Annotated in this window: 21 protein-coding genes; 8 read left to right on the top strand and 13 right to left on the bottom strand. The window is 60.9% G+C overall.

The genetic code is table 11. From position 1 onward, the window contains the following. Positions 1 to 3 precede the first annotated feature (3 nt). Positions 4 to 1,113, bottom strand: a complete 1,110-nt coding sequence (locus BMY68_RS11020) for an ABC transporter ATP-binding protein (RefSeq protein ID WP_009045371.1) — start codon at positions 1,111 to 1,113, stop codon at positions 4 to 6. Next, positions 1,110 to 2,030, bottom strand: coding sequence for an ornithine carbamoyltransferase (gene argF, locus BMY68_RS11025; RefSeq protein ID WP_085532179.1), 921 nt, complete (start codon positions 2,028 to 2,030; stop codon positions 1,110 to 1,112). Before argF ends, BMY68_RS11020 begins: the two co-directional genes overlap by 4 nt. A gap of 477 nt (positions 2,031 to 2,507) precedes the next feature. Here argF and BMY68_RS11030 point away from each other — a divergent pair, with 477 nt between their 5' ends. The 4 genes from BMY68_RS11030 to grxD all read left to right on the top strand — a co-directional run bounded on the left by BMY68_RS11030 (position 2,508) and on the right by grxD (position 6,080). Then, positions 2,508 to 3,002 carry an acyltransferase gene (locus BMY68_RS11030; protein ID WP_085532529.1) on the top strand — a complete coding sequence of 165 codons (495 nt, stop codon included), beginning with the start codon at positions 2,508 to 2,510 and terminating at the stop codon, positions 3,000 to 3,002. Between the two features lie 114 nt (positions 3,003 to 3,116). Continuing rightward, a complete protein-coding gene (locus tag BMY68_RS11035; RefSeq protein ID WP_009045368.1) occupies positions 3,117 to 3,410 on the top strand; it encodes a hypothetical protein in 294 nt (97 codons plus the stop codon). 126 nt (positions 3,411 to 3,536) lie between these two features. Next, positions 3,537 to 5,645, top strand: a complete 2,109-nt coding sequence (locus BMY68_RS11040; RefSeq protein WP_085532177.1) for a molybdopterin oxidoreductase family protein — start codon at positions 3,537 to 3,539, stop codon at positions 5,643 to 5,645. 96 nt (positions 5,646 to 5,741) lie between these two features. Further along, entirely contained in the window at positions 5,742 to 6,080 is a 339-nt protein-coding gene (gene grxD / locus BMY68_RS11045; protein WP_007922425.1) for a Grx4 family monothiol glutaredoxin, read from the top strand. A gap of 124 nt (positions 6,081 to 6,204) precedes the next feature. Here the strand turns inward: grxD and bfr are convergent, their stop codons facing one another. Then, a complete protein-coding gene (gene bfr, locus BMY68_RS11050) occupies positions 6,205 to 6,678 on the bottom strand; it encodes a bacterioferritin (protein ID WP_007922427.1) in 474 nt (157 codons plus the stop codon). A 201-nt stretch (positions 6,679 to 6,879) separates the two neighbouring features. Next, entirely contained in the window at positions 6,880 to 7,098 is a 219-nt protein-coding gene (locus BMY68_RS11055; protein ID WP_085532175.1) for a bacterioferritin-associated ferredoxin, read from the bottom strand. Positions 7,099 to 7,424: 326 nt separating this feature from the next. Between BMY68_RS11055 and BMY68_RS11060 the strand changes: the two genes are divergently transcribed. Continuing rightward, positions 7,425 to 8,027, top strand: coding sequence for a peroxiredoxin (locus tag BMY68_RS11060; RefSeq protein WP_007922432.1), 603 nt, complete (start codon positions 7,425 to 7,427; stop codon positions 8,025 to 8,027). Between the two features lie 69 nt (positions 8,028 to 8,096). Here BMY68_RS11060 and rnt read toward each other — a convergent pair whose 3' ends face one another. After that, positions 8,097 to 8,771 (bottom strand): ribonuclease T, encoded by a 675-nt coding sequence (gene rnt / locus BMY68_RS11065; protein ID WP_085532173.1) that lies wholly within the window; start codon positions 8,769 to 8,771, stop codon positions 8,097 to 8,099. Beyond that, positions 8,768 to 9,814 (bottom strand): dihydroorotase, encoded by a 1,047-nt coding sequence (pyrC, locus tag BMY68_RS11070; RefSeq protein WP_009045366.1) that lies wholly within the window; start codon positions 9,812 to 9,814, stop codon positions 8,768 to 8,770. Before pyrC ends, rnt begins: the two co-directional genes overlap by 4 nt. Before the next feature lie 156 nt (positions 9,815 to 9,970). Here pyrC and BMY68_RS11075 point away from each other — a divergent pair, with 156 nt between their 5' ends. The 3 genes from BMY68_RS11075 to BMY68_RS11085 all read left to right on the top strand — a co-directional run bounded on the left by BMY68_RS11075 (position 9,971) and on the right by BMY68_RS11085 (position 13,199). After that, positions 9,971 to 10,879 carry a flagellar protein MotY gene (locus tag BMY68_RS11075; RefSeq protein ID WP_085532171.1) on the top strand — a complete coding sequence of 303 codons (909 nt, stop codon included), beginning with the start codon at positions 9,971 to 9,973 and terminating at the stop codon, positions 10,877 to 10,879. Positions 10,880 to 11,005: 126 nt separating this feature from the next. Next, a complete protein-coding gene (locus BMY68_RS11080) occupies positions 11,006 to 12,223 on the top strand; it encodes an argininosuccinate synthase (RefSeq protein WP_009045364.1) in 1,218 nt (405 codons plus the stop codon). A gap of 349 nt (positions 12,224 to 12,572) precedes the next feature. Further along, complete coding sequence (locus BMY68_RS11085; RefSeq protein ID WP_007922442.1) at positions 12,573 to 13,199, top strand: response regulator transcription factor; 627 nt, start codon at positions 12,573 to 12,575, stop codon at positions 13,197 to 13,199. Positions 13,200 to 13,391: 192 nt separating this feature from the next. Here the strand turns inward: BMY68_RS11085 and BMY68_RS11090 are convergent, their stop codons facing one another. The 7 genes from BMY68_RS11090 to BMY68_RS11120 all read right to left on the bottom strand — a co-directional run bounded on the left by BMY68_RS11090 (position 13,392) and on the right by BMY68_RS11120 (position 18,311). Next, on the bottom strand, positions 13,392 to 13,571 hold the full coding sequence (locus BMY68_RS11090; RefSeq protein WP_007922443.1) for a PA3496 family putative envelope integrity protein: 180 nt from the start codon (positions 13,569 to 13,571) through the stop codon (positions 13,392 to 13,394). Between the two features lie 107 nt (positions 13,572 to 13,678). Further along, positions 13,679 to 14,317 carry an endonuclease III gene (nth, locus tag BMY68_RS11095; protein WP_007922445.1) on the bottom strand — a complete coding sequence of 213 codons (639 nt, stop codon included), beginning with the start codon at positions 14,315 to 14,317 and terminating at the stop codon, positions 13,679 to 13,681. A gap of 7 nt (positions 14,318 to 14,324) precedes the next feature. Then, positions 14,325 to 14,924, bottom strand: coding sequence for an Rnf-Nqr domain containing protein (locus BMY68_RS11100; RefSeq protein ID WP_085532169.1), 600 nt, complete (start codon positions 14,922 to 14,924; stop codon positions 14,325 to 14,327). Further along, positions 14,917 to 15,528 (bottom strand): RnfABCDGE type electron transport complex subunit G, encoded by a 612-nt coding sequence (locus BMY68_RS11105; protein WP_085532167.1) that lies wholly within the window; start codon positions 15,526 to 15,528, stop codon positions 14,917 to 14,919. Before BMY68_RS11105 ends, BMY68_RS11100 begins: the two co-directional genes overlap by 8 nt. Continuing rightward, positions 15,525 to 16,520 carry an RnfABCDGE type electron transport complex subunit D gene (locus tag BMY68_RS11110; protein ID WP_085532165.1) on the bottom strand — a complete coding sequence of 332 codons (996 nt, stop codon included), beginning with the start codon at positions 16,518 to 16,520 and terminating at the stop codon, positions 15,525 to 15,527. Before BMY68_RS11110 ends, BMY68_RS11105 begins: the two co-directional genes overlap by 4 nt. After that, positions 16,507 to 17,727 (bottom strand): electron transport complex subunit RsxB, encoded by a 1,221-nt coding sequence (rsxB, locus tag BMY68_RS11115; RefSeq protein ID WP_085532163.1) that lies wholly within the window; start codon positions 17,725 to 17,727, stop codon positions 16,507 to 16,509. Before rsxB ends, BMY68_RS11110 begins: the two co-directional genes overlap by 14 nt. After that, positions 17,724 to 18,311 carry an Rnf-Nqr domain containing protein gene (locus BMY68_RS11120; RefSeq protein ID WP_085532161.1) on the bottom strand — a complete coding sequence of 196 codons (588 nt, stop codon included), beginning with the start codon at positions 18,309 to 18,311 and terminating at the stop codon, positions 17,724 to 17,726. Before BMY68_RS11120 ends, rsxB begins: the two co-directional genes overlap by 4 nt. Positions 18,312 to 18,316 lie beyond the last annotated feature (5 nt).

Raw genomic sequence — 18,316 nt, forward strand, 5'->3', positions numbered from 1 at the left:
GGATCAGTGGGCGCTGCTGTAGCGGCGAACGCCCGATTCAGCCTGTGGCAGCTGCGCCGCGGTGCTGCCGGAGGCCTGGAATAGCACCAGGTGTTCGGCGGCGACGCGGATTCCGACGTCAGCGCCTATCAGATGATCGGCATGGCTTGGGAAGATCGACTCGAGCTGGCTGCCGGTCGGCAGTTGCAGGCGGTACAGGGTCGATGCGCCCTGGAAACTCTTGCCGACGATCCGCGCCTTGAGGGCGCTGTCCGGTGCATAAACGATGTCGTCCGGGCGTAGCAGCACATCCACCGCGCCGCCGGGGGGCCAGGTGTAGGCACGGTTGCCGCGCAGTACGCCGAGTTCGGTCTGCACCGATTCCGGGCTGTCCAGCTGGCCACGGATGAAATAGCCCTGGCCGATAAAGCTCGCCACGAACGGTGTCAGCGGTTCGTGATAGAGGTTGTACGGCGTGTCCCATTGCTCCAGGCGGCCTTCCTTGAACACCCCGACATGATCACTGACGGCGAAGGCTTCTTCCTGGTCGTGGGTCACCAGGATCGCACTGGTGCCCCGCGCCTTGAGGATGTCGCGCACTTCGTGGCTGAGCTTGCGCCGCAGTTCGCCATCGAGGTTGGAAAAGGGTTCGTCGAGCAGCAGCAACTGCGGCTCCGGCGCCAGGGCCCGGGCCAGTGCGACGCGCTGTTGCTGGCCGCCGGACAGCTCATGAGGGAAGCGCTTGCCGAGGTTCTTCAGGTTGACCAGTTCCAGCAGCTCCTCGACCACCCGGTTCTTCTGCGGGTGCTTGCGGATGCCGAAGGCAATGTTGTCCGCCACGCTCAGGTGCGGGAACAGGGCGTAGTCCTGGAACACCATGCCGATCCGCCGGCGTTCCGGCGCGAGGGTGAAGCCAGCGCTGGAGATGGTTTCGCCGGCCAGCTGGATTTCACCTTCGTGCACCGGCTCGAAACCGGCAATCGCGCGCAGGGTGGTGGTCTTGCCGCAGCCGGAGGAACCGAGCAGGCAACCGATATCGCCGGCGTTGAGGTGCAGGTTGAGGTTCTGCACGACCCGTTGGTCCTGGTAGCCGCAGGCGAGATTGCGCAGGTTAAGCAGTAATGGCTGGCTCATGCGTGGTGGTACGCCGGCTCGACCAGAAACTCGAGCAGGGCCTTTTGTGCGTGGAGACGGTTTTCTGCCTGGTCCCACGCCACGGAGCGTGGATCGTCCAGCAGGTCGAGGCTGATTTCTTCGCCGCGGTGGGCGGGCAGGCAGTGCATGAACAGCACGTCTTCGGCGGCCAGGTCGAGCAGCGCGCGATTGACCTGGAACGGCGCGAACAGCTTGAGACGCAGGGCGGTTTCTTCTTCCTGGCCCATGGAGGTCCAGACATCGGTGCTCACCAGATGGGCGCCGATCACCGCGTCTTGCGGATCGCGCACGATGCTCACCCGGTCGCCGGCGCGGGCGACGAATTCAGGGTTGGGGTCGTAGCCTTCAGGGCAGGCGATGCGCAGTTGGAAGTCGAACTGGATCGCCGCTTCTATATAGCTGTTGCACATGTTGTTGCCGTCGCCGATCCAGGCCACGGTCTTGCCCTGGATCGAACCGCGGTGCTCGAGGAAGGTTTGCATGTCGGCCAGCAACTGGCACGGGTGCAGGTCGTCGGACAGGCCGTTGATCACCGGTACGCGGGAGTTGGTCGCGAACTCGGTCAGGGTGCTGTGGGCAAAGGTACGGATCATCACCGCGTCGAGCATGCGCGACATGACGATGGCGCAGTCGCTGATCGGCTCGCCGCGACCCAGTTGGGTGTCGCGCGGGGACAGGAAGATTGCCTGGCCGCCGAGCTGGATCATGCCGGCTTCGAAGGACAGGCGGGTGCGGGTAGACGACTTCTCGAAAATCATCCCGAGAACGCGGTTTTTCAGGGGCTCGAAGAGTACGCCGCGGTTACGCAGGTCCTTCAGCTCGATGCCTCGACGAATCACGCTGACCAGCTCTTCGGGCGTGCAATCCATCAGGGAGAGAAAGTGCCTTGCGCTCATCATTAACTACCTTTTTGCAACAGACCGCAGATACTCAAAGCCTTGTTTTATCGAGAAACGGGCGAGACCTGCGGCGAAAGCCGCACGGGGCGACGAAATAGGGGAAGGCGCGATCTTATAATTAAATGTCGCGTCTTACCAATAGCAGGCTTGGTTTCTAAGGCTTTCACCACTTGCAGAGAGTGGCTTGGGCCAAAAAAGTGGGCCATTCGTGACGTTTTACAGCATGTTCAGATGGGCCCAGTCGGATGTGGAGTCAATCCACTTTGCATAGGTCCGCAGCAGCATTTGTACACTGCGCCTCGGCCGCTTTGCAACGCGCCTCGTGGCGCATGCCGCTATCAGGCATATGGCTGGCGCGAGGCCTCCTTTTCCCTGGCCGATCATTCGAGCGGCATAGGGAGCAGCGGCTTGTTGCTGGAAGGTGTTCGGCCTATAAGGCAGACTTGCGAGCCAACATCTCTGTGAGTGCAAGCCTTGGAAGCAGGTAAAGACTATTTCGTGCACGCCAATGCCCTGTGTGAGTCCGAGACAATCGGCGCGGGAACGCGTGTCTGGGCGTTTTCTCATATCCTGCCCAAAGCCCTGATCGGTCGCGAATGCAATGTCTGTGACCACGTGTTCATCGAGAACGAGGTGACGATCGGTGATCGGGTCACTATCAAGTGCGGTGTGCAAATCTGGGACGGTATCACCCTTGAGGATGATGTCTTCGTCGGGCCTAATGCGACGTTCACCAACGACTGTTTCCCGCGCAGCAAGGTCTATCCGGAGAAGTTTCCGAGTACCACGGTCAAGCGTGGTGCATCGCTGGGGGCCAATTGCACCATTCTTCCTGGTATCACCATTGGCGAAAATGCCATGGTCGGCGCGGGGGCGGTCGTGACCAGGGATGTGGCGGCCAACACGGTCGTGGTAGGTAACCCGGCCCGTGTTATCGGGCAAGTCTGCGATATCGGTTGCTTCGACTGAAGTCTGAGTCCAGCTGCTTTGCCGACTGCATCCAGGACGGATGTCAGCCGGAAATATTTCCAAGGCAAAGGGCTGGGGTTATAAATGCGCACCGGCAACAGGGAAGTGCTTGGAATGGACTCGAAAGAACAGCAATTGAAGACACTGTTGGGGTTGACGACACGAACCCTGACCGACCTGACGGCATCGATCACCTCGATGTCCTTCGAGTTGCTACGCAGCGAGGACGGCACAACGCGCAACGCCGCGCGACAGATGATCGAGCGCATGCTGACCATCAGCAGCCATCTCGATGAGCATTGGCGGCTGCTTGCCGAATTCAGCGGGGTGCAGGGCGGAGAGGCGCCGATGGACGGCATGACGCCGATCGCCCGGCAGGACGATCCACCGAGGCTGCCCTCCAACTGAGTCATCGGCTGGCTTGATGCTTGCCGATTCACAAGACGAACGTCTCTGGTGCTGATGCCGGTCTGGCACCATAGTTTTGTTCCCGCGGCCTGACGCTGGCCGCCCCGAATAAAATAGAGACTGGCCATGACCAAGACTCTCCATCACCGTGCCTGCCACCTGTGTGAAGCCATCTGCGGTTTGACCATCGAAACCACTGAAGTCGACGGCGCCGGCCCGCAGATCACCTCGATCAAGGGCGATGCCCAGGACAGTTTCAGCCGCGGCCATATCTGCCCCAAGGCGGTGGCGCTGCAGGACATCCAGAACGACCCGGATCGGCTGCGCCAGCCCATGCGCAGGGTCGGCGGCGATTGGCAGGCGATCGAGTGGGACGAGGCCTTCAAACTGGTGGCCGAGCGCCTGGCGGCGATCCAGGAGCGGCACGGCAACCATGCGGTGGCGGTCTATCAGGGCAATCCCAGCGTGCACAACTATGGGTTGATGACCCACAGCAACTATTTCCTCGGCCTGCTGAAAACCCAGAACCGCTTTTCCGCCACCTCGGTGGATCAGTTGCCGCAGCACCTGAGCAGCTATCTGATGTATGGCCATGGGTTGCTGCTGCCGATCCCGGATATCGATAACACCGATTTCATGCTGATCCTGGGCGGCAACCCGCTGGCCTCCAACGGCAGCATCATGACCGTGCCGGACGTGGAGAAGCGTCTGAAGGCGATCCAGGCGCGAGGCGGCAAAGTAGTAGTGGTCGACCCACGGCGAAGCGAGACGGCGGTGATGGCCGACCAGCATGTGTTTGTCCGTCCCGGCGGTGATGTGGCGCTGCTATTCGGCATGCTGCATACGATTTTCGCGCAGGGGCTGACGCGTGACAGCCATCTGCCGGTGGACGGCCTGGCCGAGGTGCGTGAGGCCATTTCCCGTTTCAGTGCCGAAGCCATGAGTCCTTTGTGTTCGGTGCCGGCGCAGCAGATCCGCCAGTTGGCGCGCGACTTCGCCACGGCGGACAGGGCGGTGTGTTATGGCCGGATGGGCGTGTCCACCCAGTCGTTCGGAACCCTCTGCCATTGGCTGGTGCAACTGCTCAACCTGGTGACCGGCAACCTGGACCGGGTCGGCGGCGCCCTGTGCACCGAGCCGGCGGTGGATCTGGTGGCGGCGACTTCGGGCGGGCACTTCAATGCCTGGCAAAGCCGGGTTTCCGGACGCCCTGAATATGGCGGCGAACTGCCGGTCTCGGCCCTGGCCGAAGAAATGCTGACCGCAGGCGAAGGGCAGGTACGGGCGCTGATCACGGTGGCCGGCAATCCGGTGCTGTCCACCCCCAACGGACGGCAGCTGGAGCAGGCGCTGGATGGCCTGGAGTTCATGCTCAGTATCGACCTGTACATCAACGAAACCACTCGTTATGCGGACCTGATCCTGCCATCGACCTCGGCCCTGGAGAACGATCACTACGACACCACGTTCAATATGTTCGCGGTGCGCAATGTCAGCCGTTTCAACCGGGCGATCCTGCCCAAGCCGGAAGGCGCGCTGCATGACTGGGAAATCTTCGTTGGCCTGGCCAGGGCCTTCGCCGCGCAGACCGGCAAGGAACTCAAGCCGACCGTGCCGCCGGCGCAGATGATCGACAAGGGGCTGCGCGCAGGGCGGTATGGCGAGGTGTCCGGATTCAATCTGTCGGTGGCGACGCTGGCCGACCACCCTCACGGGATCGATCTGGGGCCGCTCAAGCCCAACCTGGCAGCGCGCCTGAAAACCGAGAACCGCCGGGTACAGGCCGCTCCCGCGGCGATCATGGCGGACCTCGAGCGCTTTGCCGCGTTGCAGGCTCCGGCCGCGGATGAGTTGGTGATGATCGGCCGGCGCCATGTGCGCAGCAATAATTCGTGGATGCACAACTACCATCGGTTGGTGAAGGGCAAGCCACGGCATCAGTTGCTGATGAATCCCGATGATCTGGCCCGGCGAGGACTGACTGACGGACAGCGCGTGCGGGTCAGTTCGCGGGTCGGGGCGATCGAGGTGGAAGTCCTCGCCAGCAGCGAGATGATGCCCGGGGTGGTCAGCCTGCCCCATGGCTGGGGGCATGGTCGGCCGGGGGTGCAGATGAGCATCGCCATGGCCCAACCCGGGTCGAGTGCCAATGACCTGACCGACGAGCGTCAGCTGGACGAGCTATCGGGCAATGCGGCGCTCAATGGCGTGCCGGTGAAGGTGGAGGCGGCCTGAGGAGTCTGTCGGAGAGGCCGAGCATGGCGCTCGGCTTTCCGTTACAATGCGCCACCGTGTCGACAACAGAGTCGGAAAGTTCAGCCGAGGTGCTCCATGGATATCATCGAAACTATTAAAGAGCAGATTGCCAACAACACCATTCTGCTTTACATGAAAGGCTCGCCGAATGCCCCGCAGTGTGGCTTCTCCGCGAAAGCCGCTCAGGCCGTGATGGGGTGTGGTGAGAAGTTCGCTTACGTGGACATCCTGCAGAACCCGGAAATCCGCGCCAACCTGCCTAAATACGCCAACTGGCCTACTTTCCCGCAACTGTGGGTAGCCGGCGAGCTGGTCGGTGGCAGCGACATCATGGCTGAGATGTTCGCCAATGGTGAGTTGCAGACCCTGATCAAGGCTGCCGCTGAAAAAGCCGCTGCCAAGACCGAAGCCTGATTCGCCCTCGGCAGGAGCGACAAGTTCGCTCTTGCCGGGTTGTGTGGATTTATCCACGCAATTAAAAAGCCCCGCCCTCGTGAAGAGAGGCGGGGCTTTTTTATGGGCTGAACCTTGAGGGGAATTACTCGTCGCCCATCTGCGATTGCAGGTAGTTCTCCAGGCCGACTTTATCGATCAGGCCCAGTTGGGTTTCCAGCCAGTCGATATGTTCTTCTTCCGATTCCAGGATGTCTTCCAGCAGCTCGCGGCTACCGAAGTCGCCGACCGATTCGCAATGGGCGATGGCGGCTTTCAGGTCGGCGTGGCCGGTACGCTCGATGCGCAGGTCGCATTCGAGCATTTCCTTGGTGTGTTCGCCGATGTGCAGCTTGCCCAGGTCCTGGACGTTCGGCAGGCCTTCGAGGAAGAGGATGCGCTTGATCAGCTTGTCCGCATGCTTCATCTCGTCGATGGACTCGTGGTATTCGTGCTTGCCCAGCTTGTTCAGGCCCCAGTCTTCATACATGCGTGCGTGCAGGAAGTACTGATTGATCGCGACCAGTTCATTGGCAAGGATCTTGTTGAGATGCTGGATGACTGTGACGTCGCCTTTCATGATGGGGTCCTGCCCTGTAATTAGCGGTATATAAGGCAGAGTCTGAGCCGCACGATGATTAGTGTCAAACCTAAGTTATTGAATAATATATGAAAATTAATCGGAATAAGAATGTTTGTGTTCCGCGTTTTGACGCTAAGCGATTGAATTACAGGCATAAAAAAGCCGGACATGAAGTCCGGCTCTTTTAAATGGCGTTAATTACGCAACATTAAATTCTACTGGGTAAGGAATCGCTGGCTGGCTGCTTTGCAGTTCGGTCAGGGTTTCACGTACCACCTGCTTGGCGAGGCAGGCACATTTGCCACATTGACTGGCCACGCCGGTCGCTTGGCGTACTTCACGATAGTTGCAGCAACCGTCGTAGATTGCATCGCGGATTTGTCCGTCGGTGACGCCAGTGCAGAGGCAGACATACATAAGGTGAGAACCGTCGTTGGTTATGGCTCAATGCGACGGATCTTAATGTTAACGAGAATGATTGTCAAAGTGGTTTCCTGGGGCTTTTTGCCAGATGCGTATCTGGCAGACGAACGGTTTTTTCTAGCACGGGTGACGAGCTGTCCAGCAAGGCGGCTTTTTTGCGGCCTGAACCCAGGGGATGGAAAAACCACTAAGGACAGCTCAAAAACGCGGTGTATGATGTGCGGTCCTTACGAAGCGGGATCGAGTCACAGGGCTGTCGCTTGGCGGCGGCACACTGGGCTGGATCTCATTCTTCATTCGATCACACCAGGAGATATCCAATGAGCGTACTCGTAGGCAAACAAGCCCCTGACTTCACCGTTCCCGCCGTTCTCGGCAATGGCGAAATCGTCGACAGCTTCACCCTGTCCTCGGCCATCAAAGGCAAATACGGCCTGGTGTTCTTCTACCCGCTGGACTTCACCTTCGTCTGCCCGTCCGAGCTGATCGCCCTGGACCACCGCATGGCTGACTTCAAGGCACGCAACGTTGAAGTGATCGCTGTTTCGATCGACTCGCACTTCACCCACAACGCCTGGCGCAACACCCCGATCAATGCCGGTGGCATCGGTCAGGTCCAGTACATCATGGCTGCCGACATGAAGCACGACATCGCCAAGGCCTACGACGTTGAGTCCGAAGGCGGCGTGGCTTTCCGTGGCGCGTTCCTGATCGACGACAAAGGTGTCGTTCGTTCGCAGATCGTCAACGACCTGCCGCTGGGCCGTAACATGGAAGAGCTGATCCGTCTGGTCGACGCTCTGCAGTTCCACGAAGAGCACGGCGAAGTCTGCCCGGCCAACTGGAAGAAAGGTGACAAGGGTATGACCGCTTCGCCAGAAGGCGTTGCTGCTTACCTGAGCGAGAACGCCGGCAAGCTGTAAGCTGCGCTTCACGCATAAAAAAACCGGCCCCAGGGCCGGTTTTTTATGCGCGGTCGTTCAGCGACGGTATCAGTCGTTGAAGTCTTGCCAGCCGCCCATTTCCTTCCAGCGATTGACGATGCCGCAGAACAGGTCGGCAGTCTTCTCGGTGTCGTAGCGGGCGGAGTGTGCCTCACGGCCATCGAAGTCGATATCGGCAGCCTGGCACGCCTTGGCCAGCACGGTTTGGCCATAAGCCAAGCCGGCAAGCGTCGCGGTGTCGAAGCTGGAGAACGGATGAAACGGGTTGCGCTTCATGTCCAGGCGCGCGACAGCCGCGTTGAGGAAGCCCAGGTCGAAGCTGCTGTTGTGCCCGACCAGGATCGCGCGCTTGCAGCCGTTGGCCTTCAGCGCTTTGCGCACGCTGCGGAAGATATCGTTCAGCGCGGTTTCTTCGCTGACGGCCATGCGCAGCGGATGGTCGAGCTTGATCCCGGTGAACTCCAGCGCCGCGGCTTCGATGTTGGCGCCTTCGAAAGGCTCTACCCGGAAAAACAGGGTGTGCTCGGGGAACACGAAGCCCTTTTCGTCCATGCCGATGATGGTCGCGGCAATTTCCAGCAAGGCGTCGGTGGCCGAGCTGAAACCACCGGTTTCAACGTCGACGACTACCGGCAGGTAACCACGAAAGCGTGCCGCCATTGGATGACGCGAGCCACCACCGTTGTGACCGTCCTGCTCGTCGTCGAAATGGTCTTCACTCACGCGTGTTCCTCCAGCAGGCGCCAGCGCAGTTTTTCACCGGCGCGCAGCGGGATGACGGTCAGCTCGCCGAAAGGCAGGCTGGCAGGGGCGGTCCATTCTTCGCGAACCAGGGTGATGCGATCGGTGTTGGCCGGCAGGCCGTAGAAGCGTGGGCCGTTGAGGCTGGCGAAGGCTTCCAGCTTGTCCAGCGCGTTGCGCTGTTCGAAGGCTTCGGCGTACAACTCGATCGCGGCATAGGCGGTGTAGCAGCCGGCACAGCCGCAGGCCGCTTCTTTGGCATGCTGGGCGTGGGGCGCGGAGTCGGTGCCGAGAAAGAACTTCTGGCTGCCGCTGGCGGCGGCGTCGAGCAGCGCTTCCTGGTGCACGTTGCGCTTGAGAATCGGCAGGCAATAGAAGTGCGGGCGAATGCCGCCAACCAGCATGTGGTTGCGGTTGTACAGCAGGTGATGGGCGGTGATGGTCGCGCCAACGTTGGCCGAGGCCTCGTTGACGAACTGCACGGCGTCACGGGTGGTGATGTGTTCGAACACCACCTTGAGCGTCGGGAAGCGCTCGACGACACGGCGCATGTGCTCGTCGATGAACAACTTCTCGCGGTCGAACACGTCGACTTCACCGCGGGTGACTTCACCGTGGATCAGCAGCGGCAGGCCGACTTCGGCCATGGCCTCCAGTGCCGGGAAGATCTTGTCGATGCTGGTGACGCCCGAGTCCGAGTTGGTGGTCGCACCGGCCGGGTAGAGCTTGGCGGCATGGACGAAACCACTGGCCTTGGCCGCGCGAATTTCTTCGGGCTGGGTGCGATCGGTAAGGTAGAGCACCATCAGCGGCTCGAAGCGGCTGCCGGCCGGCCGCGCAGCGAGAATGCGCTGGCGATAGGCATCGGCTTCAGCGGCGTTGCGCACTGGAGGTACCAGGTTAGGCATGATGATGGCGCGACCAAAGGTGCGCGCGACATCCGCGACAGTATTGGTCAACACGGCACCATCGCGAAGATGAATATGCCAGTCGTCGGGACGCAGCAGGGTCAGGCGGTCGGACATTGGGGATTCCAGGCGGGTCAAACTCCAGTGAATGCTACCGGAAAAGACTCTTCCAGGCACTCGCTATCAAGTTTTGCGTGAAGCTTCCGATATCCCGAAGGTATGCCATAAACAGGCATTTCGATTTTCGTGATGTACAAGTCAGTGGAGCCTCCCGTGCGCCAGCGTTATCTAGCCTTGCTCAGTGTGTTCGCCAGCCTTCCCGCGATGGCGCTGACTTTCCAGACCCGTCTGGAGAGCATTGAGTGGACGGTCGAAGGCGATAAATTCGAGTGCCGTCTGAGCCAGCCGATCACCGATTTCGGTTCCGGGGAGTTCGTGCGTCGCGCCGGCGAGCAGGCGACCTTTCGTCTCAAGGCCTACAACCCGATGCTCGCTGGCGGTTCGGCCACGCTGCTCGCGGCGGCCGCGCCGTGGCAGCCGGGTCGGGGCGACATCAACCTGGGTTCGGTACGGCTCGGCAGCGGCGATGTGCTGTTCAACAGTTCGCAACTGCAGGCCGGGCGACTGATCGGTGGATTGATGGATGGGCGCAGCCCGGTGGTTCGCCACTACTCCCGCGAGGGTGGGGTGTCCGAGGTGCGCTTGTTGCCGGTCAAGTTCAGCAAGGCGTATGGCGACTACCAACGCTGTGTCGCCAAGTTGCTGCCGCAGAACTTCGATCAGGTCAGGCAATCCGAGGTCGGCTTCCCCGGGGGCGGCATCGATCTGGACGCCAAAGCCAAGGCCAGGCTGCAGGTGATGCTCGAGTTTCTCAAGGCCGATCCGACGGTCAATCACATCCAGCTCGATGGCCACTCGGACAACAGCGGCAACCGCTTGACCAACCGTGACCTGTCGCGGCGCCGGGCGCTGGCGGTGATGGAGTTCTTCAAGGCCAATGGCATTCCCGAGTCGCAGATCGAGATGCGTTTCCACGGTGAGCGCTACCCGTTGGCGCCCAACACCAACGCGGCGAACCGGGCGAAGAATCGTCGGGTCAACGTACAGCTTCAGCGTGTCCCGGTCGCAGAAAAACCGGTACCCCAGGCCGCTGCCCCCGCCAACGCCGCGGCGACGTCCTGAAACGGCTGTCGTCGCCCGCTCGACATAATCTGTCGCTTCGTCGTCATAAGCTGTCGCGCCTCTGTAAATTATCCGCGTTGATCGGTAGACTTGACGGCTTTCCGTAGAACCCCGTGGAGTGATGGCATGGCGGACGTAAACAAGGTCGTTCTGGCGTATTCCGGCGGCCTGGACACTTCGGTGATCCTCAAGTGGCTGCAGGATACTTATAACTGTGAAGTGGTGACGTTCACCGCTGACCTGGGTCAGGGCGAAGAGGTCGAACCTGCACGTGCCAAGGCGCAAGCCATGGGCGTGAAAGAGATCTACATCGACGATCTGCGCGAAGAGTTCGTGCGCGATTTCGTTTTCCCGATGTTCCGCGCCAACACCGTTTACGAAGGTGAGTACCTGCTGGGTACCTCCATCGCTCGTCCGTTGATCGCCAAGCGCCTGATCGAGATCGCCAACGAAACCGGTGCCGACGCCATTTCCCACGGCGCTACCGGCAAGGGCAACGACCAGGTTCGTTTCGAACTGGGCGCCTACGCCTTGAAACCAGGGGTGAAAGTGATCGCTCCCTGGCGTGAGTGGGACCTGCTGTCCCGCGAGAAGCTGATGGACTATGCCGAGAAGCACGCGATCCCGATCGAGCGTCACGGCAAGAAGAAATCTCCGTACTCGATGGATGCCAACCTGCTGCACATCTCCTATGAAGGCGGTGTGCTGGAAGACACCTGGACCGAGCACGAAGAAGACATGTGGCGCTGGACCGTCTCCCCGGAGAAGGCTCCCAACACCCCGACCTACATCGAGCTGACCTATCGCAACGGCGACATCGTGGCGATCGACGGCGTCGAGATGACCCCGGCCACTGTGCTGGCGACCCTGAACCGCATCGGCGGTGAAAACGGCATCGGTCGTCTGGACATCGTGGAAAACCGCTATGTCGGCATGAAGTCCCGCGGCTGCTACGAAACCCCTGGTGGCACCATCATGCTGCGCGCTCACCGGGCGATCGAATCGATCACCCTGGATCGTGAAGTCGCTCACCTGAAAGACGAGCTGATGCCCAAGTACGCCAGCCTGATCTACACCGGCTACTGGTGGAGCCCTGAGCGTCTGATGCTGCAACAGATGATCGACGCCTCCCAGGCCCACGTGAACGGCGTGGTTCGCCTGAAGCTGTACAAGGGCAATGTGATCGTCACCGGTCGCAAGTCCGATGAGTCGCTGTTCGATGCCAACATTGCGACCTTCGAAGAAGACGGCGGCGCCTACAACCAGGCGGATGCGGCTGGCTTCATCAAGCTCAATGCCTTGCGCATGCGTATTGCGGCCAACAAGGGTCGGACTCTGTTCTGATGCCTTGAGTCGTTTTAAAAGAGCCCCGCCATGAGCGGGGCTTTTTTATGCCTGATGTTTTAATCGATCAAGCGGGTGTCTGGAGACCATAACTAAAAGTTTCCACTGACCATTGTTTCAATGGGATCTCGACTATCTTTCAGTCCGTTCTTTTCAATACGAAGTGTAGGAAAGTCAGGAGTAGTTATATATAGGGGGCGACGTTCAATTTTTCCTTGTAGGGCAAATCCGTATTGTTTGTAAGGAACTTCTCGGGGCGATGCTGGCCAAGGGCATGGCCATGCCACGGGCCAAATGACTGGGTTATGGTGTTTGCTTGAAAAACCAATAGCGGACTCTGGACTTACCCATGAAGAAAGTTTTGATCGTAGATGATCATCCCGTCACTCGTCTGGCTGTGCGCATGCTGATGGAGCGGCACGGTTTTGAAGTAGTTGCCGAGGCGGACAATGGCATGGATGCCCTGAAACTGTCTTATGAACATGTTCCAGACATCCTTATTCTTGATATTGGTATTCCCAAACTCGATGGCCTGGAAGTTATCGCCAGACTTTCGTCAAAAGCCATGTCGACCAAAGTGCTGGTATTGAGCCTGCAAGTACCTGGGCCTTTCTCCATGCGCTGCATGCAGGCTGGTGCGGCCGGTTATGTGTGCAAGCAGCAGGACATCACTGAATTGATCAGCGCCGTCAGGGCCGTCCTGGCCGGCTACAGTTATTTTCCCAACGAAGCCTTGCATACCTTGCGTTCGAGCCTGGGCATCGCCAGCGAGGAGGGGATGTTGTCCAGCCTGTCGGGTCGAGAGTTGATGGTCCTGAAGCAACTCGCCGGTGGGCAGACCAACAAGGAGATTGCCGAGGGCCTGTGCTTGAGCAGTAAAACGGTGAGCACCTACAAAAGGCGGCTGTTGGGGAAACTCAACGCTCGCTCGCTGGTGGACCTGATCGAGTTTGCCAAGCGCCATCAGCTGGTATGAAGGTTGAGGCGCTACAACAAGGCGCGGAAGGAAAAAAACAGCGGCTTCTGCGAGCTTTCATTGCGTTGCGGGCCTGCCGGTCTGTCGGCGATGTTGGATCCCTCAGCCGCGCATGGCCTGGTTTGAAAAGACGCGACTTGGAATGTTGGCTGGTGTAACAAAAAAGCCTCCGTCAAAGGAGGCTTTTTGTTACTAAAGATCAAAGTCGTAATCGGCCAGTTGCTTTTGCAAGCGCCGCTCTTCCAGAAGGTTGTCGATGGTCCGACGTTTGCTCAAGTTGGTCTTGGCCACCTCTACCACAGGCTCCGCATCTTCTGTTTCAACAGGGGTGAAGTCGTCTTCTACGTCCAGTTGTTCTTTGCCAGTACTCATAAGGTTAACTCCAGGCTAAGACTGCCATTGGCGCTCCTTATATCGATATTCTCGGGACTGGTAAAAAAGATTTTTTCAATCGACCTATCATCAAAATCAATGATTGCTCAATCGTCAGAGGTCTTGTGCTTGTATTCGCACAGGTCCTCGATCCGGCAGCTTCCGCAGCGCGGCTTGCGGGCCAGGCACACATAGCGGCCATGGAGGATCAGCCAGTGATGGGAGTCGAGGAGATACTCCTTGGGCACGAATTTCATCAGTTTCTTTTCGACCTCCACGACATTCTTTCCAGGGGCCAGCCCTGTGCGGTTGCTGACCCGGAAGATGTGCGTATCGACGGCCATGGTCAGTTGGCGGAAAGCCGTGTTGAGTACCACGTTGGCGGTCTTCCTGCCGACGCCTGGCAGGGCTTCGAGCTCCTCCCGGGTCTGCGGGACTTCGCTGTTGTGACGTTCCACCAGCAGGCGGCAGGTCTCGATCACGTTTTTGGCCTTGCTGTTGTACAGGCCGATGGTCTTGATGTACTCGGACAGGCCTTCGACGCCCAGGGCATAGATGGCGGCCGGCGTATTGGCCACGGGGAAGAGCTTGGCCGTCGCCTTGTTGACCCCGACATCGGTGGACTGGGCCGAAAGGATCACGGCAATCAGCAGCTCGAAGGGCGACGAATAAGCCAGTTCGGTTTTCGGTTCCGGATTGTCTTCGTGCAGCCTGCGGAAAATTTCCAGGCGTTTTGCGGCATTCATGGGTGAGTCATTTCCTTGAAGGCGGTCGATGTAAGGTCGAAGAAGCGGCCCAGGCTTGCCTGGCGGCCAGCAGCAGCCCCAGCAGGATAAAACCGCCAGGTGCGAGTGTAAGCAGGTGCAAGCCGCCCTGGGCGGTCAGAACCCAGCCTGGCCAGTCGACGTCGTTCATCCCCAGCAGCCATTGCAGATGATTGCCGAGGGTGCCACTGCCGAAGGCTTCGCGCAGCGCGCCCAGGATAACCAGCAGCAGGCAGAACAGGCCGGCAAGACGCAAGCGCACGGGACGCTGGAAAAAATCCTGGTACTCCAGCACTACGCATTGCACGGCAATCAGGCCCAGGTAGAGGGCCAACTGTTGTTGCAGCTCGAACGCCCAGGCCTGCGCGGCCAGCATGGCACAGCTGGTGAGCGTGGCGCTGAGCAGGATACTGGCGCCCAGGCGGCCCTGGCCAGCCAGGTGTGGGCGCAGGGCATTCATGCACAAGCCGAACACCGCGCTCACACAGAGAAATACCAGGGCCAGGCCGAGGGCCTTGACCAATGAGTCGCTGGCGCCGATCAACGGCGTGAGCATCAGGGCGTTCTGCAGGGTCGAGGATTTATTCATGGGCGGGACTTCCCAGCAGTTGTTCGCGGTGCTCGTCGAAATAACGCAGGCTGTCGTGAATCCCCTCGACCACCGCCCGTGAGGTGATGGTGGCCCCGGCCATCTGGTCGAATTGGCCATTGTCTTTTTTCAGCGCCCAGCCGGCGTCGCCCGGGTCACCCAGTGACTTGCCGATAAAACCCTGCAGCCAGGCATTCGGGCGCTCGGCGATGCGCGCGCCCAGCCCGGGCGTTTCCGAATGCCGCAGAGCCTTGCTGCCCAGCAGTTTGCCGTTGGCGGCGACGCCGATCAGCAGCTCGATCGGGCCGCCATAACCGTTGACCTGGCTGTGCAGCAGCACGGCGCTGGGTTGGTCGTTGCGCGTGGCGCGATAACCGGCGAGCAGGGTGCTGTGGCTGAGCTGGATGTTATCGATGGCCAGCGGCTGATCCAGCGGCTGATTGTCGTAGCTGTCGACGGGCAGGAGATCCAGCAGGTTGCGTGCCTGGATGGCGCGCTGTTCGCGCTCGATGCGGGGAGCCGTCGTCTGATGGACGAAGAAAGTGCCAGTGGCGCCGACAGCCGCCAGCAGCGCCAACACTCCCAGGCTCGTTGCGCGGCTCATGGCAGGGAAGGCTCGGGGGGCGGAGCAGCCAGGCGCTCCAGGGCGGGGACGGCGAGGTTCATCAGCAGTACGGCGAAGGCGACACCGTCCGGGTAACCGCCCCAGGTGCGGATCAGGTAAGTCAGCAGGCCGACGCCGACCCCGAACAGCAGGCGTGCCTTTGCGCTCCTGGGGCCGGAGACTGGCTCGGTGACGATAAAAAAGGCGCCAAGCATGGTCGCGCCGCTCAGCAGGTGGAAAAACGGCGAGCCGTGGGAGTCCGACCCGGAATCGTTCCAGCACAGCAGGCTGATGACGAACAGGCTGCCGAGCATGCCGGCCGGGGCGTGCCAGCTGAACACCCTTTGCTGCAGCAAAAAGGCGCCGCCGGCGAGAAAGGCCAGGTTGACCCATTCCACGCCCTTGCCGCCGAAATGGCCGAAGGCGGCATTGCCGGCGAACAGTTCATCGATGGTCAGGCTCTTGTTGATGCGCAGGCTGTCGAGTGCCGTGGCCTGGGCCCAGGCATCGGGCGCCGTGCTGTCGAGGGCTATGCCGAAGATCTGCTGCAAGCCGCCCAGCAGGTCCAGGCCATGGGAGGCCGGCCAATGAGTCATCTGCTGGGGGAAAGAGACCAGCACCAGGGCATAACCGAGCATTGCCGGGTTGAACGGATTCTTGCCGACGCCACCATACAGGTGCTTGCCGAACAGCAAGGCACAAGCGGCCGCGCTGACTGTCAGCCACCACGGGCAATACGGCGGCAAGGCCAGGGCCAGCAAGGTGGCGCTGACCAGGGCACTGCCATCGCCCAGGAAAGGACGCAATGGCCACTGGCGCAATCGCAGCACCGCGGCTTCGACGGCAAGGGCGCTGGCACAGGCCAGCAGCAGGTTGATCAGAATTCCCCAGCCAAACAGCCAGAAGAGCGCCAGCAGCCCCGGCAGGGTGGCAAGAAGCACACGCTGCATGGCTTGTCGCAGGCGTTCGTCCGGTTGCTCAAGGGGCGTCATGGGCTTGTACCTGGCGCTCGGCTTCGGCCAGTCGCTCGCGGGCCTTGGCCAACAGTGGCGGCGGGGTGTCGCTGTGGCGCTCCAGCTTGCTGACTTCTGCCCGCGCGTAAGCCAGTTCGGTTTTCAGTTGCCGCAGGCGGGCGTCGATCGGGCGTTTTTCGACTCGCACCAGATTGGGCGCCGGTTGCCCGCTGGCTTCTTCGGTCGCGTGCAAGGCCTGTTCTGCGTCTTTCAGTGCCTGCTCCAAGCTGGTCAGCTGTTCGGCAGGCGCCTGGCTGTCCTGGGCCTTTTTCAGTTCCGCGCGGCGCATCGCCAGCTGGATTTTTGCGCGCTTGAGCTCGGCGTCTTTGGCCGGGGGCGCTGAGGCCAGGGTTTCGACGGTGGTTTCGACAGCGCCTTCCAGCTGCGCGAGCGCTTGCTCGGCGGCCTCGAACTGGCGCTGCAGGACGATCAGTTGCGACTGTTGCTCGAAGGTCGGCGGATGGCCGAAGGCTTTCAGCGATTTGTTCAACTGGGCCCGGCTCATTGCCAGATCGATCTTGGCTTTTTTCACCGCGGCATCGGCGGCGGCCGCCTTTTGCGCGCGCACCCGCTCGATGGCCGCCTGCACCGGGTCCAGGCTGGTTTCACTGGGCTGCGCCGCGCGTTGCGCGCGGGCGGCCCGTTCGGCCTGCTTGTGCTGTTCTTCGCGTTGCAGCCGGGCGTTGCGGCGCTCGAAGCGCTGGCGCGCGTGATCGCGCTTGGCGGTCCGGGCGCGCAGTTCTTCGAGATTGGTGGCCAGGCCACCGACGATCGGCAATACGTCATTCAGCGGCAGCGGGTGCATCTCGATGCAGTCCACCGGGCACGGCGCCACGCAGAGATCGCAGCCGGTGCATTCGTCGATCAGCACCGTGTGCATCTGCTTGGCCGCGCCGACTATGGCATCCACCGGGCAGGCCTGGATGCACTTGGTGCAGCCGATGCATTCGGCTTCGCGGATAAAGGCCACCTGGGCCGGCGCCGGGCCGCGACTGATGTCCAGTTCCATGACCGGGATATTCAGCAGCCTGGCCAGGCCGGCAATGGTTTCGTCGCCGCCGGGCGGGCACTTGTTGATCGCCTCGCCGTTGGCGATGCCTTCGGCGTAGGGCTTGCATCCCGGGTGGCCGCACTTGCCGCATTGGGTCTGCGGCAGCAGGGCGTCGATGCGTTGAATCAGACTCATGGGTTGAGCAGTCCGTTGAAACCGAGAAATGCCACCGCCATCAGGCCGGCGCTGATCAGGTCGATCGGCAGGCCGCGAAAGGGCAGGGGCACATCGTTGTTGAAAATGCGCTGGCGCAGGTCGCTGAACAGACTCAGCACCAGCCAGAAGCCGAGGCCCGCGCCCAGGCCCAGGGCGAGGCTATGACCGAGTCCGCGATTGGCCTGGACCGCCAGCAGCAACGCGCCGAGCACGCCGGCATTGCCCAGCAGCAGCGGCCAGAGGCCGTCGAATGGCAGCCCGGGCAACATCCGGCTCAGCAGCTTGAGCAGCGGTGCGATCAGCAGCACCCCCAGCGGCAGGAACACGAACAGTTGCAGCGAGGTCAGGCCCAGCGGTACCAGCAGCGTCTGATAAAGCCCGTAGCCCAGCAGGCTGCAGAGCAGCATCAGGCAACTGGTGGCGATCCCCAGGGCATGGATCCGCCGTCGCGCAACCTGCGGCTCGGCACTGGCCTGAAACAGCGGATCGACGCCCAGCGGCCACTGCAACACGAAGTTGTTGATCAGGGCAGCACTGATGAGCGTGAGGACAATCTCGGTCATGTTCG

This window comes from Pseudomonas sp. NFACC41-3, assembly GCF_900109505.1.
In the GTDB taxonomy this organism is placed as follows: Bacteria; Pseudomonadota; Gammaproteobacteria; order Pseudomonadales; family Pseudomonadaceae; genus Aquipseudomonas; species Aquipseudomonas chlororaphis.

Excerpts from the sequence above, each read along its gene's own strand:
- BMY68_RS11110 (WP_085532165.1), bottom strand. The coding sequence starts at position 16,520 with ATGACGCCCCTTGAGCAACCGGACGAACGCCTGCGACAAGCCATGCAG.
- BMY68_RS11020 (WP_009045371.1), bottom strand. The coding sequence starts at position 1,113 with ATGAGCCAGCCATTACTGCTTAACCTGCGCAATCTCGCCTGCGGCTAC.
- BMY68_RS11055 (WP_085532175.1), bottom strand. The coding sequence starts at position 7,098 with ATGTATGTCTGCCTCTGCACTGGCGTCACCGACGGACAAATCCGCGAT.
- BMY68_RS11080 (WP_009045364.1), top strand. The coding sequence starts at position 11,006 with ATGGCGGACGTAAACAAGGTCGTTCTGGCGTATTCCGGCGGCCTGGAC.
- BMY68_RS11090 (WP_007922443.1), bottom strand. The coding sequence starts at position 13,571 with ATGAGTACTGGCAAAGAACAACTGGACGTAGAAGACGACTTCACCCCT.
- bfr (WP_007922427.1), bottom strand. The coding sequence starts at position 6,678 with ATGAAAGGCGACGTCACAGTCATCCAGCATCTCAACAAGATCCTTGCC.
- BMY68_RS11105 (WP_085532167.1), bottom strand. The coding sequence starts at position 15,528 with ATGAGCCGCGCAACGAGCCTGGGAGTGTTGGCGCTGCTGGCGGCTGTC.
- BMY68_RS11120 (WP_085532161.1), bottom strand. The coding sequence starts at position 18,311 with ATGACCGAGATTGTCCTCACGCTCATCAGTGCTGCCCTGATCAACAAC.
- BMY68_RS11060 (WP_007922432.1), top strand. The coding sequence starts at position 7,425 with ATGAGCGTACTCGTAGGCAAACAAGCCCCTGACTTCACCGTTCCCGCC.
- BMY68_RS11035 (WP_009045368.1), top strand. The coding sequence starts at position 3,117 with ATGGACTCGAAAGAACAGCAATTGAAGACACTGTTGGGGTTGACGACA.
- argF (WP_085532179.1), bottom strand. The coding sequence starts at position 2,030 with ATGAGCGCAAGGCACTTTCTCTCCCTGATGGATTGCACGCCCGAAGAG.
- BMY68_RS11100 (WP_085532169.1), bottom strand. The coding sequence starts at position 14,924 with ATGAATAAATCCTCGACCCTGCAGAACGCCCTGATGCTCACGCCGTTG.
- nth (WP_007922445.1), bottom strand. The coding sequence starts at position 14,317 with ATGAATGCCGCAAAACGCCTGGAAATTTTCCGCAGGCTGCACGAAGAC.
- BMY68_RS11085 (WP_007922442.1), top strand. The coding sequence starts at position 12,573 with ATGAAGAAAGTTTTGATCGTAGATGATCATCCCGTCACTCGTCTGGCT.
- pyrC (WP_009045366.1), bottom strand. The coding sequence starts at position 9,814 with ATGTCCGACCGCCTGACCCTGCTGCGTCCCGACGACTGGCATATTCAT.
- BMY68_RS11040 (WP_085532177.1), top strand. The coding sequence starts at position 3,537 with ATGACCAAGACTCTCCATCACCGTGCCTGCCACCTGTGTGAAGCCATC.
- rsxB (WP_085532163.1), bottom strand. The coding sequence starts at position 17,727 with ATGAGTCTGATTCAACGCATCGACGCCCTGCTGCCGCAGACCCAATGC.
- grxD (WP_007922425.1), top strand. The coding sequence starts at position 5,742 with ATGGATATCATCGAAACTATTAAAGAGCAGATTGCCAACAACACCATT.